This is a genomic window from Bradyrhizobium sp. USDA 4369 (assembly GCF_054056435.1).
This window is the reverse complement of record NZ_JBSRYH010000001.1, coordinates 4453380-4466022: the sequence shown is the minus strand read 5'-3', so window position 1 is coordinate 4466022 and position 12643 is coordinate 4453380. Positions and strand designations below refer to the sequence as shown.

Here is a 12643-nt window from a genome sequence, read left to right as displayed (position 1 = left end):
GTTCCAACCTAGGCCGCCGCCGCCTCCAGCAGCCGGTCCGCTGCGGCGCGGGCCTCGGCGGTGACCTCGGCCCCCGCCAGCATGCGCGCGATCTCCTCGCGGCGGTGCAGGGTCGCCAGCGTATTGACCCGGGTCACGACCCGCTTGCCGCGATCGAGCGCGTCCTTGGAGATCAGGAGATGCTGGTCGGCCCGCGCCGCGACCTGCGGCGCATGGGTGACGGCCATGACCTGGACCCCATGGGCAAGCCGCGCCAACCGGGCGCCGATCGCATCGGCGACCGCACCGCCCACGCCGGTATCGATCTCGTCGAACACCAGGGTCGGGGCCGAGCCGCGGTCCGACAGCACCACCTTGAGCGCCAGCAGGAACCGCGACAGCTCACCCCCGGAGGCGACCTTCATCATCGGGCCCGGCCGCGTTCCGGGGTTGGTCTGCACCCAGAACTCGACCCGGTCGATGCCCTCCGGCCCCGGCGCCTCGGCGTCGCTGTCGACCTGGGTCATGAACTTGGCGCGTTCGAGCTTGAGCGGCGCGAGTTCGGCATGGACGGCGCGGTTCAGCTTCTCCGCCGCCTTGCTGCGGGCCGCCGACAGCTTGGCTGCGGCCGCAGCATAACGCCCATCCGCCGCGGCGGCTGCAGCTTCCAGCTTCTTCAGCTGCTCTGCGCCGGCATCGATCAGGACGACATCGGCGGCATATTTGGCCGCCAGCGCCGCCAGCCCGTCGACCGGCGTCGAATATTTGCGCGCGGCCGCCCGCAGCGCAAACAGCCGCTCCTCGATGCGCTCGAGCTCCAGCGGATCGAAATCGGTCGCCGCGAGTGCTGCGGTCAAATGCTGGTCGGCCTCCTCCAGCGCGTTGATCGCGGCATCCATCGCCTTCACCGCCGGGTCGACCAGCGCGGGCGAACTGACCGCGCGCCGTTCCAGCCTGCGCACAGCGGCGGCGAGCGCTGCAATCGGCGACTGGTTGCCGCTCACGGCATCCTGCGCGTCACGCAGATCGCCCGCGATCTTCTCGCCCTGCATCATCGCGGTGCGGCGGGCGGCGAGCTGCGTCTCCTCGCCCTCCCTCGGCGCCAGCTTCTTCAGCTCGTCGGCGGCATGCCGCAGGTAGTCGGCCTCGCGGGCCGCCCGTTCCATGCCCGCGCGATGCTGGTCCAGTGCCGTGACGGCGGTCCGGCGCGCGACCCACAGCGCCTCGACCGCAGCGACGTCCTTCTCCAGACCCGCAAAGGCATCCAGGAGCCGGCGGTGGGTGGCGGCATCGACCAGCGCACGCTCATCATGCTGGCCGTGGATCTCGACCAGCGTGGCGCCGATCGCCTTGAGCGTCTGCACGCTCACCGACTGATCGTTGATGAAGGCACGGGTGCGGCCATCGCCATATTGGACGCGGCGCAGGATCATCTCGCCATTGGCATCCAGGCCGTTGGCGGCGAGGATCCTGGCAGCCGGATGCTCCTTGCCGATCTCGAACACGGCCGTCACCTGGCCCTGCCCGGCGCCATGGCGAACCAGACTGGCATCGCCGCGACCGCCAAGGGCCAACGCAAAGGCATCGAGCAGGATCGACTTGCCGGCGCCGGTCTCGCCGGTCAGCACCGCAAGCCCATTGGAAAATTCGAGATCGAGTCGTTCGATCAGGACGATGTCACGGATCGACAGTCGCGCCAGCATGGAGGCTCAAGTCCTTCGTAACGGGGCGGGAAGCCCCTGAGCGAACGACTCGACGCTAGCAGCAAAACGAGAACAAAACAAGAAAATAGAACAAACAAGGACCACGACTCGCGGTCGGGTACGTCTCAGCCGAGACCCAGTTTCTTGAAGGCCCGGGAGATGTAGGAGCCCTTGTTCTCCTCGGGTTCCACGCCGCCGGACTTCACGAGGTTATAGGCGTCCTTGTACCACTTACTGTCAGGGAAGTTGTGGCCAAGCACGGCCGCGGCGGTCTGGGCCTCGCCGACGATGCCGATGGTCATGTAGGCCTCGGTCAGCCGGTACAGCGCCTCTTCGACGTGGCGGGTCGTCTGATACTGCGTCACGACGGCCTTGAAGCGGTTGATGGCCGCCGTGTAGTCGCGCTTCTGCATGTAGTAGCGGCCGACGTCCATCTCCTTGCCGGCGAGCTGGTCGCGGGCGCCCTCCATCTTCGCCTTGGCGTTGGTGGCGTATTCGGAGTTCGGATATTTGCGCACCACCTCTTCGAGCGCGGCGATCGCCTTCTCGGTCCGGCCCTGGTCGCGGCTGATATCCGGGATCTGGTCGTAATGCGACGCGGCGATCAGGTATTGCGCATAGGCGGCGTCCGGGCTGCCCGGATGCAGCGTGACATAACGGGTGGCCGCGCCGATGCAGCCGTCATAGTCGCCGGCCTGATAGGACGCATAGGCGGACATCAGCAGCGATTTACGCGCCCAGTCGGAATAAGGATGTTGCCGGTCGACCTCTTCGAACTTCTTGGTCGCGCCTTTGACGTCCTTCTTCTCGTTCATGAGGTACAAGCCCTCATTGTAGAGCTTGTCCGCGGGCTCATCGACGAACGTATCGTCCTTGGCCAGGAACTTGTCCCACAGCCCGCCGGTGCCGCACCCGGCCAGCGGCAGCGCGAGCAGGACCAGCGATGCCGCCAGACGCAGGCTGCGGCCGGCGGACATTGCGGGATGACGGACTTCGCGCGTGAGACGCTGTATCGACATGCTTCTTTGGAACCTGATGCCTGTGATCTGATCTACGCCGCGTACCATGAACACCGTCTCATGACCGCGAAGGACGGATGATCCCTGCCTGGGGCGCATCACGCCGCCCCGGCCTCTCTAATCGAAAAACCTTCGTCAACCAACCGCATAGGCAGGCAATTCGCCCGGATTAAGGCGACACCTGGACGGCGGCATTCGAACATGGTTAGCGCGGAAAAAGCCTTTGGAAAACAGTCGGATGACGAACCGAATGCGACGTGCCGACGCATCCCGGACACAGCCGGTCACAAAATAGTTGGCGTGACGCGATCTGCGGGCTGGGCGCAGCAGCTTCGCTGCGCCGAATCCCGTCGTCGAGAACGTGCGGTCAGACCTTAGGACACATCCGGACCGAAGGCCGGGGCGATCATGCCGCCAACCATGCCGCCGACCGCTTCTGCGGCAACGCGCGGACGACGCACCGTCTCGCCTTCGACCACCCGCCACGCGGTGCGATCGGCCATCAGCGCGGTCAGAACCGCGTGGTTGAGCTTATGCCCGCCGCGAACCGAGCGGTAGGTTCCGAGCATCGGCAGACCGGCCAGCGCCAGATCGCCGATCGCGTCGAGCACCTTGTGACGCGCGCATTCATCGGCGTAGCGCAGACCTTCCGGATTGAGCAGGCGCTCTTCGTCGAACACCAGCGAGTTCTCGAACGAGGAACCGAGCGCGTAACCGGCGCTCCAGAGCCGGGCGACGTCACTCATGAAGCCGAACGTCCGGGCCCGCGCGATCTCGCGACGGAAGCGCTCCGGGCTGAGCTCGAAATGATAGGCTTGCCGGCCGATCACGGCGTTGGCGAAGTCGACCTCCACCTCGACCTGGAAACCGCTGCTGTTCGGACGCAACTCGCCGACCGAGCGACCGATCGCGACCTGAACCGGCTTGAGCACCTGGATGTAGCGGCGCGCCGCCGATTGGGTGAGGATGCCGGCCTGGTCGATCGCCGCCACGAACGGCGCAGCGCTGCCATCCATGATCGGAACTTCGGGGCCGTCGATCTCGATCAGGGCGTTGTCGATGCCCATGCCGCACAGTGCGGCCAGAACATGCTCGGCGGTCGACACGAGCGGACCGTTGCGGTCACCGAGAACGGTGGCAAGCTCGGTGGCAGTCACGGAGTTGAAGGCGGCCTTGACCTCGCGGTCGCATCCGTCGAGGCCGGTGCGGACGAACACGATGCCGGTGTCGATCGGCGCGGGGCCGAGGGTCAGGCTGACGGGAGTGCCGGAATGTACGCCGATACCAGTGACGGTGGCTTGCGAACGAAGCGTGGTTTGCCGGCTGAATTTCATCGACTATCGCCCAAGACCCCACCTGAAGGTCCCGCCGGCCGCCCCTCGCGAAACCGACTCACTTTCAGGTATCCCCAAGTCACGGCAGACCTTATCGAGGGCCCCAAAGAGCGCCAACTCACGCTTCTTTACGGATTGTTACCCCATCTCTGCCGTATTCGCGCCAACCCTTAACCAAACTGGAACGCCGCCTTAACCCTCCGTTCCCCCATCCAAACACCCAAAAGATAATTAATCATTTAAAATCAGTTAGTTGAGTAGCTGCAAATGAGATCCGAGAGCGCAGCAAAAAGCCCGGCTCTCACGAGCCGGGCCTGTGTGGCACCGTCGGTGCTGTAACAATTCTCACGTTGCCTGCCGGCGCAGGAAGGCCGGGATGTCCAAATGATCGTCGCCCTGTGGCGCCGGCGCCACAGGCGCAGGACGGCCATGGGGATCCAATCCCTGCGGAGCGGGACGGCGGGCATATTCTGAGACCGGCGATTCGTGGCTCGCGATCTGTTGGGCAACGTTCCGCTGCGGCTTTCGTTCCGGCAGCGGGGGCATCTGCGGCATCGCCGGACCCGCGGTTCGGGACGCGATCGGCGGCTCGTTCTCCTCGTCGCGACGACCGAGGCCGACATTGGCGAGACGCTGGAGCAGCGACATCCGGGTCTTCTGCGGATGCTCCTCACCCTCGTCGCCCCTGGCCTGCCGGATCTCGGCCTGGGCCGGCATCGGCAGATCCTCGAACTTCGGCATCCGGGGCGCGCGGGTCGGGACGCGCTCGGCGGCCTGCGGGATGAAGGTCTCCGGCGGGGCGGCTGGTTCGACCGGAGCGGCACGCTGCGCCTCCGGTTCCGGGAACAAGGACGGCTTCTGGGCGATCGGCCGCACCGTCACGTCACCATAGGAGGCCGGCTGCACCGGAGCCGCAGCGGGCGCAGGCTCGCTGGCCATGGCCGCGGCAACCGCCGCCAGCGTATCGCGTTCAACATTCGGCACCGGACGCGGCGCCGGGGCGACCGGCGCGGGCCCCGCGACGGCCGGGGCCTGCGACGCCTGCTGTTCCAGCTTGGCGGCGCGCTCGGCGAGACGCTGATTGTCGGCACGCAGGCGCGCGGTCAGGTCGGCAAGGCGGCTTTCCGGAAGACCCGCATGAGCGGTCGGGGCGGCGGCAATCGGAGCGACAGCCGCCGCCGGCTGTGCAGTCGTGACGTTCCGGTTGAACTGCGCCTGCTCGATGCCGGTGGCAACCACGGAGACGCGGATCAGGCCGTCGAGCGATTCGTCGAAAGTGGCGCCGACGATGATGTTGGCGTCCTGGTCGACCTCCTCGCGGATGCGGGTGGCGGCTTCATCGACCTCGAACAGCGTCAGGTCCTTGCCGCCGGTGATCGAGATCAGCAGGCCGCGGGCGCCCTTCATCGAGGAATCGTCGATCAGCGGGTTGGCGATCGCGGCTTCCGCGGCGGTCAGCGCGCGCTTCTCGCCCGACGCCTCGCCGGTGCCCATCATGGCCTTGCCCATCTCGCGCATGACGGCGCGGACGTCGGCGAAGTCCAGGTTGATCAGGCCTTCCTTGACCATCAGGTCGGTGATGCAGGCCACGCCCGAATAGAGCACCTGGTCGGCCATCGCAAAGGCGTCGGCGAAGGTGGTCTTCTCGTTGGCCACCCGGAACAGGTTCTGGTTCGGAATAATCAGAAGCGTGTCGACGACCTTGTGCAGCTCGGCGATGCCGGACTCGGCCGTGCGCATACGGCGCTGGCCCTCGAAATGGAACGGCTTGGTGACGACGCCCACCGTGAGGATATTCATCTCGCGCGCGGTCTTGGCGATGACGGGGGCCGCACCCGTGCCGGTGCCGCCGCCCATGCCGGCGGTCACGAACACCATGTTCGCCCCCGAAAGATGATCGCGGATCTCGTCGATCACCTCCTGCGCGGCGGCGGCGCCGACATCCGGCTGCGAACCGGCACCGAGCCCCTGGGTCACCTGGGTGCCCATCTGGATGATGCGCTGCGCCTTCGACATCGTCAGCGCCTGCGCGTCGGTATTGGCGACGACGAAGTCCACGCCCTGCAACCCGGCCGTGATCATGTTGTTCACGGCATTGCCGCCCGCGCCACCAACGCCGAACACGGTGATCCGGGGCTTCAGCTCGTGGATATCAGGAGGGGTAATAGTGAGTGCCATGGTTGCCTCTCGATCACGCGCGCGTGGGTTCGCCCCGGCCGCCGGCCGCGGGTGGTGTTGGTGAAAATCGCATGGAGCTGAAAATGGTCATCAGAAGCCCTCGCGTAGCCATCGTCCGACCTTTCCGAAGTAGCCGTCGGTTCCTGTCCCGACCTGCCGCGTATGCCGCGGTTCGACATGTTCGAGATGCGCGTATTGCGGATAGACGAGCAGCCCGGTGGGCACCGCGAAGGCGGCGTTCTTGGCTTCGTTGGGAAGGCGGCCGAAGCCGAGCGGACGGCCGACCCGCACCGGGCGGTCGAGGATCCGGGTCGCAAGCTCGACCAGACCCGTCAGCTGGGAGGCGCCTCCGCTGAGGACGACGCGCGCTTTGGGTTCTGCCGCAAAGGGCGAATCCTTCAGCCGGTCGCGGACCATTTCAAAAATCTCCTCGGCGCGGTGCCTGACAATGTTCGCGATGGTGGCGCGGGACACGATTTGCGGAACATCCCGCTCATTGTCCCCGGCCGTCGGAACAGACATCAACTCACGCGCGTCGGACCCGCCGGTCAGCACCGTGCCATATAACGTCTTGATTCGCTCGGCATCTGCAATGCACGCTGACAGGCCTCGCGCAAGATCCATGGTCACGTGATGCCCGCCGAGCGCAAATCCGGACGCATGCACGAACCGCCCGCCCGAATAGGTCGCGATCGTCGTGGTGCCCGCCCCCATCTCCACCACCGCCGCGCCGAGATCGGCTTCGTCGTCGGTGAGGACCGAGAGCCCGGCAACATAAGGGCTCGCCGCCATGGCCTCGACATTGAGATGGCAGCGCTCGACCACGAGCATCAGATTCTTGGCCACGGTCGCATCGGCGGTGACGACGTTCATGTCGACGCCGAACTGCCGCGCCAGCATGCCGCGGGGATCGCGAATGCCTTTCACTCCGTCGAGCGTGTAGCCGACGGGGAGCGCATGCAGCACCGCCCGTCCCTCGCCGGTGGCGTGGTGCATGCCGGTGGAGGTCACCCGGCTGACATCGGCCTGGGTGACGGCGCCGCCGCGAATGTCCGACGTCGCCTCAATCAGATGCCCCATGACGCGGCCGCCGGCGACCGGCAGCAGCACGGACTCGACCCGCACCTTGGCCATCCGCTCGGCCAGCGCGACGGCCTGTCGCACCGCCTGCTCGCAGGCGACCGGATCGACCACGGCGCCGGCCTTGACGCCGCGCGACTGGATCTGGCTGTAGCCGATCAGCTCGACCGCATGGGTGCGGCCGCGCAACGCGTCACTCGGCGGCGCCGGCCTGAGACGCGCGATCATGCAGGCGATCTTGCTGGTGCCGACGTCGAGCGAGGCGACGAGCGCGGTTCGCTTCTGCGCCATCGGGCGCGTTTTCGGCGTCTGGCGATCAAAGCCGGTCATGCGTCACCGGCCTTCTTCTTGGACTTGGCTTTGTCCTTGAACAGATCCTCGCGCGCCTTGGCGGCGTCGTCGGACAATTGCACGGTCAGACGATCCGGCAGGCGCATGTCGATCGCGACGATGTCGCGCGAGAACAGTTTGTCCTCCTGATCGAGCCGGCTCAGTGACGCCAGCGCGTTGCCGACATCGTTCTCGGGCAAGCGGATGTCGAGCCCGTCCTTGGTGCGCAGGTTCCAGCGCCGCTCGCCGACGAAGATGGCCGCCTTGGTGACGGCGCGCACCTGCGGGTAGCGGGCGAGCAGCGCCAGGAAATCACGCGCGCGGCTCTCGGCGCCCTTGCCGACGACGAGCGGGAGGGTCAGGAAACGGCGCGACACATAGGGTTCGAGCACGGCGCCATCATCGGCGATCACCGAGAGCCGGCCGTCCTGCTGCCACAGCGCGAACGCCTTGCGCTCGACGATGTCGATCTGCAGCTGGTTGGGGAAGAACTTCTGCACCGTCGCGTCGGCGATCCACGGATTGGCCTTGAGCTTGTCGCGAACTGCGGCGGCGTCGAGGAACAGCAGCGAGGAGCGGCCGGTGACGCCGCCGATGGCGAGCACCTCGTCCTGCGTCAGCTGCTTGCGCCCATTGATCGCGACCGCGGTGATGCGGAAACCCGCGGCGTTGGCCAGCGCATTGCGGGTATCGGACAGGGCCGCGCTGACGTCCTGGGCGTGGCCACCCTTGACGATGCCGAGCCAGACGCTGCCGAACAACAGCCCGACCGTCGCCACGGTGCCGAGACGATGCGGCAGATAACGTTCGACCAGTTCGACGATGCGCGGCGGCGCCTCGCGATCAATCACCGGCGCGAGCGCGGCCGGCGCCGTCTTGGCGCCGCCCTCCCCAGATGCCCGGCCATGTTTGCCGACTCGGGGGAAGCGGAAGCGCGGAAGGCGGGCAGAGATATACTCGCGCAGCAGGATCGCCGCGCCAAGGGCAGCGGCTTTCAGGTTCGCTTGAGGCCTCTGCGATCGAGCGAGGCGTCCTGCACCATCCATTGCACGAGCTCATCAAACTGTTGTGTCCGCAAATACGTCGCGGACCCGCGCCGCTCGACCTCGACCCGCCCGGACGCTGGTGACCACGGCGATGCGTTTCGTCACGACAGCTCAAGGCAGCCGAGCACCACTGAGGCGCCAGCGTTAACCTTCGGACGTCCTGGTAAACAAAAAGTAAAATCGGTCCGGTCAGGCGATTTTTTTCTTCGATCTTTGAGGACGTTGTCTCGAATTCTTAAGCATTTTACCGGCTACAGGAACCGCCGCGGGGCGGCCAGGCCGGGTTCCTTCGGGGGTCCCCGCCGGGACGAGCTACCGGCCCGCACGGCGCTCCGCCAGATCGATCTGCTGCTGCAGGAAGTCGCGGAACGAGATGTTCTGCGCGGCCAGCGCCTTCGGGTATAGCGAGGCCGCGGTGAGCCCCGGCAGCGTATTGGTCTCCAGATAAACCGGGCCATTGGCCGAGACGATGAAATCGCTGCGCGAATAGCCGCCGCATGACAGCGCGCGATGCGCCTTGATGGCTTCGGTCTGCAGCGTGGCCGTGACCTCCGGCGTGAAGCGGCCGGGGCAGATTTCCTTGGTGGCGGTCGCGAGATATTTGGCGAAATAGTTGAAGGCGCCATCGGCCGGCAGGATCTCGATCGGCGGCAAGGCGATCAACGATCCATCCGACTGCTCGAGCACGCCGCAGGTCGCCTCCGTGCCGGTGACGAAAGGCTCGATCAGATACTCCTCCGTCGCTGCGGCAGCCCGGACCGCGACGAGATCCTGCTTCGCGTTGACGAAGATCAGGCCGAAGCTGGAGCCGTCCTTGACGGGCTTGGCGATCAACCGGCCATGCTGCGCCAGTGCGGCCTCGGCATCAGCGAGCGATACGCCTTCTGCCACCGTGACGCCGCCGAGCACGGCAAAGCGCTTTGCAGCGACCTTGTCGAAGGCGAGATGCGAGGCGGCCGAGCTCGAGCCCGTAAACGGCACGCCGCGAATCTCACACATCACTTGAAGCTCGCCATTCTCCGCCCGGCCGCCATGCAAAGCGAGCACAAGCACGCGATCCTCCGCCTTGGCACGGTCGAGCGCGTCAGCGAGAGTCCCGATCCGCGGGCCGTCGGCCGTGAATGGCTCCTCGAACGGCCTGGCATGCGCGACCAGCGCCTTGCCGCTCGCCTGATGCACCGTGTCGTCGGCCTCCCAGAACCAGAGGTCGGAATCGGGCAGCGTCGCATGCAGAGCCTGCGCGCTGGCGACCGAGACAAGCCGTTCCTTGTTGGAGCCGCCGAACAAAATCGTGGTGCGCATCAATGTCTTCTCGGGCTGGTCTGCAACTGCGCCGGCAATTGCGCTGGAAGGGTTTGAGGAGGCGGGCGAAGCTACCTCGCCTTGAGTCCGATCCGCTTGATCTCCCACTGCAGCGCGATGCCCGACGCCGCTTCGACCCGTTCACGCACGGTCTCACCGAGCGTCTCGATGTCATCGGCGGTGGCGTTGCCGGTGTTGATCAGGAAGTTGCAATGCATCTCGGAGACCTGCGCGCCGCCGACCTTGAGCCCGCGGCAACCCGCGCCATCGACGAGCTTCCAGGCGGAATGTCCCGGCGGGTTCTTGAAGGTGGAGCCACCGGTCTTCTCGCGGATCGGCTGCGCCGTCTCGCGATGCGCCTGCACCTCGGCCATGCGCACCCGGATCGCTTCGGGATCCGAAGGCTTGCCGCGGAAGCGCGCCGCCGTGAAGATCAGCGACGGATCGGCACCGCTCGCGCGATAGGTGAACTTCATGTCGGCATTGGTGAAGTGGTGCGTCACGCCCTGGCGGTCGACCGCGGCCGCCTCGACCAGGATATCCTTGGTCTCGCCGCCATTGGCCCCGGCATTCATGCGCAGCGCGCCGCCGATGGTGCCGGGAATGCCGAACAGGAATTCGAGACCGGCGAGATTGGCTGATGCCGCGGCCTCGGCCACCCGCTTGTCCAGCGCCGCGGTGCCGGCCGTGACGATGTCGCCCTCGGTCTTGACCTCGCCGAACGCCCGCGGCGCCAGCCGGATCACGACACCCGTCACCCCGCCGTCGCGCACGATCATGTTCGAGCCGACACCGATGACATGGACCGGCAGCTCATCTGGAAGGTGCTTCAGAAAATAAGCGAGGTCGTCGGCGTCGGCCGGCGTGAACAGCACCTGCGCCGGTCCGCCGACGCGGAACCAGGTGAGCGGCGCGAGGCTCTCGTTGGCGAGCAGCCGCCCGCGCAACTCGGGCATCGCGGCTTTGAGGTCGGGCGTGATGTCGGGGAAGCTCACCACCCTACCCCAGCGCTTTCAGCTCGTTCGGCAGCGCGTAGGCCCATTGCGTGATGTTGCCGGCGCCGAGGCACACGACGAGATCACCCGGCTTGGCGAGATCCTTGACGATGCCGGCGAGGTCGGCGGCCTTGGGCAGCGGCAGCACGTTGCGATGGCCGTGGGCGCGCAGGCCGAGCACGAAGTGATCGCGGTCGATGCCTTGGATCGGCGCTTCGCCGGCCGGGTAGACGTCGGCGACGATGACGGCGTCCGCATCGTTGAAGCAGGTGCAGAACTCCTCGAACAGCGACTGCAGACGGGTGTAGCGATGCGGCTGCACCACGGCGATGACCTTGCCGCTGGTGGATTCACGCGCCGCCTTCAGCACGGCCGCGATCTCCACCGGGTGATGACCATAATCGTCGATGATGGTGACGCCGTTCCAATCGCCGGTGCGGGTGAAGCGGCGCTTGACGCCGCCGAAGCCGGCGATGGCCTTGCGGATCGCCTCGTCCGAAATGCCGAGCTCATGCGCAACGGCGATCGCCGCCGTTGCGTTCGAGGCATTGTGCCGGCCCGGCATCGGCAGCGTGATGTCCGAGATCTCGTGCGTCACGCCGCTCTTGCGGTCGCGGAACACGACCTTGAAGCGCGAGCCACCATTGGCGGGCGAGAGATCGACCAACCGCACATCGGCCTGCGGGTTCACGCCATAGGTGATGATGCGACGGTCCTCGATCTTGCCGACCAGCGCCTGCACCACCGGATGATCGATGCACATCACGGCGAAGCCGTAGAACGGTACGTTCTCGACGAAGGCGCGGAACGCATCCTGCACAGCGTCGAAGGTCTTGAAATGATCGAGATGCTCGGGATCGACATTGGTGACGATGGCGACATCCGCCGGCAGCTTCAGGAAGGTGCCGTCGCTCTCATCGGCCTCGACGACCATCCAGTCGCCGGCGCCGAGCCGCGCATTGGTGCCGTAAGCATTGATGATGCCGCCATTGATCACGGTCGGATCGATCCCGCCAGCATCGAGCAGCGCCGCCACCATCGACGTTGTCGTGGTCTTGCCATGGGTGCCGGCGATCGCGACGCAGCTCTTCAGCCGCATCAGCTCGGCCAGCATCTCGGCCCGCCGGACCACGGGAATGCGCTGCGCGCGCGCCGCCATCAGCTCCGGATTGTCACGCTTGATCGCGGTCGACACCACGACGACATCGGCGCCCGCGACGTTCTCGGCCTTGTGCCCGACGCTGACCGCAATGCCCTTCTCGCGCAGGCGCGCGACATTGGCATTGTCGGCGGCGTCGGAGCCCTGCACCGTGTAGCCGAGATTGCACAGCACCTCGGCGATGCCACTCATGCCGATACCGCCGATCCCGACGAAGTGGATGGGTCCGATCTCGCGCGGCAGTCTCATGGGCGTCTCGTCTCAAGGGTTCCGGGCGCGCTCGGGAGGGGCGCAGCCGCGAATCATCAGCCCTTCTTGCAAGACATGACCGACCGGGACAAGTCCGCTCGGGCCCTCAATATTGCGATTTCGCAAGCCGTTCGCCCGATTTTGGCCGGTTTTGAGCCGCCCGACGGCAGTGATTTGGACCGCCCGGCAGCTTTCAGGATTCGTTAAGCGCGATCGCAGACGAGCCGCCCCGAGCCCGATACCTGCAATTTTTGCGCGTCCCCCGCGGC

Annotated in this window: 9 protein-coding genes; all 9 read right to left on the bottom strand. The window is 66.4% G+C overall.

Annotation, left to right across the window (positions count from 1 at the left end):
- Positions 1–8: 8 nt before the first annotated feature.
- The 9 genes from recN to murC all read right to left on the bottom strand — a co-directional run bounded on the left by recN (position 9) and on the right by murC (position 12374).
- Entirely contained in the window at positions 9–1682 is a 1674-nt protein-coding gene (gene recN / locus ACVIJ6_RS20035; RefSeq protein ID WP_456774091.1) for a DNA repair protein RecN, read from the bottom strand.
- A 125-nt stretch (positions 1683–1807) separates the two neighbouring features.
- A complete protein-coding gene (locus tag ACVIJ6_RS20030) occupies positions 1808–2701 on the bottom strand; it encodes an outer membrane protein assembly factor BamD (protein ID WP_456774090.1) in 894 nt (297 codons plus the stop codon).
- 374 nt (positions 2702–3075) lie between these two features.
- Entirely contained in the window at positions 3076–4035 is a 960-nt protein-coding gene (lpxC, locus tag ACVIJ6_RS20025) for a UDP-3-O-acyl-N-acetylglucosamine deacetylase (RefSeq protein ID WP_456774089.1), read from the bottom strand.
- Positions 4036–4380: 345 nt separating this feature from the next.
- Complete coding sequence (gene ftsZ, locus ACVIJ6_RS20020; RefSeq protein ID WP_456774088.1) at positions 4381–6213, bottom strand: cell division protein FtsZ; 1833 nt, start codon at positions 6211–6213, stop codon at positions 4381–4383.
- Positions 6214–6303: 90 nt separating this feature from the next.
- Positions 6304–7623, bottom strand: coding sequence for a cell division protein FtsA (gene ftsA, locus ACVIJ6_RS20015; protein ID WP_012046040.1), 1320 nt, complete (start codon positions 7621–7623; stop codon positions 6304–6306).
- Positions 7620–8669, bottom strand: a complete 1050-nt coding sequence (locus tag ACVIJ6_RS20010) for a cell division protein FtsQ/DivIB (RefSeq protein ID WP_456774087.1) — start codon at positions 8667–8669, stop codon at positions 7620–7622. The genes ftsA and ACVIJ6_RS20010 overlap by 4 nt, the downstream gene beginning before the upstream one ends.
- A gap of 312 nt (positions 8670–8981) precedes the next feature.
- The gene (locus tag ACVIJ6_RS20005) at positions 8982–9971 is read right to left on the bottom strand and encodes a D-alanine--D-alanine ligase family protein (protein ID WP_456774086.1); all 990 of its coding nucleotides are present in this window, start codon (positions 9969–9971) and stop codon (positions 8982–8984) included.
- A 71-nt stretch (positions 9972–10042) separates the two neighbouring features.
- The gene (murB, locus tag ACVIJ6_RS20000) at positions 10043–10966 is read right to left on the bottom strand and encodes a UDP-N-acetylmuramate dehydrogenase (RefSeq protein WP_456774085.1); all 924 of its coding nucleotides are present in this window, start codon (positions 10964–10966) and stop codon (positions 10043–10045) included.
- Between the two features lie 4 nt (positions 10967–10970).
- Complete coding sequence (gene murC / locus ACVIJ6_RS19995) at positions 10971–12374, bottom strand: UDP-N-acetylmuramate--L-alanine ligase (protein ID WP_456774084.1); 1404 nt, start codon at positions 12372–12374, stop codon at positions 10971–10973.
- Positions 12375–12643 lie beyond the last annotated feature (269 nt).

Excerpts from the sequence above, each read along its gene's own strand:
- ftsA (WP_012046040.1), bottom strand. The coding sequence starts at position 7,623 with ATGACCGGCTTTGATCGCCAGACGCCGAAAACGCGCCCGATGGCGCAG.
- ACVIJ6_RS20005 (WP_456774086.1), bottom strand. The coding sequence starts at position 9,971 with ATGCGCACCACGATTTTGTTCGGCGGCTCCAACAAGGAACGGCTTGTC.
- ftsZ (WP_456774088.1), bottom strand. The coding sequence starts at position 6,213 with ATGGCACTCACTATTACCCCTCCTGATATCCACGAGCTGAAGCCCCGG.
- ACVIJ6_RS20010 (WP_456774087.1), bottom strand. The coding sequence starts at position 8,669 with ATGGATGGTGCAGGACGCCTCGCTCGATCGCAGAGGCCTCAAGCGAAC.
- ACVIJ6_RS20030 (WP_456774090.1), bottom strand. The coding sequence starts at position 2,701 with ATGTCGATACAGCGTCTCACGCGCGAAGTCCGTCATCCCGCAATGTCC.
- recN (WP_456774091.1), bottom strand. The coding sequence starts at position 1,682 with ATGCTGGCGCGACTGTCGATCCGTGACATCGTCCTGATCGAACGACTC.
- murC (WP_456774084.1), bottom strand. The coding sequence starts at position 12,374 with ATGAGACTGCCGCGCGAGATCGGACCCATCCACTTCGTCGGGATCGGC.
- lpxC (WP_456774089.1), bottom strand. The coding sequence starts at position 4,035 with ATGAAATTCAGCCGGCAAACCACGCTTCGTTCGCAAGCCACCGTCACT.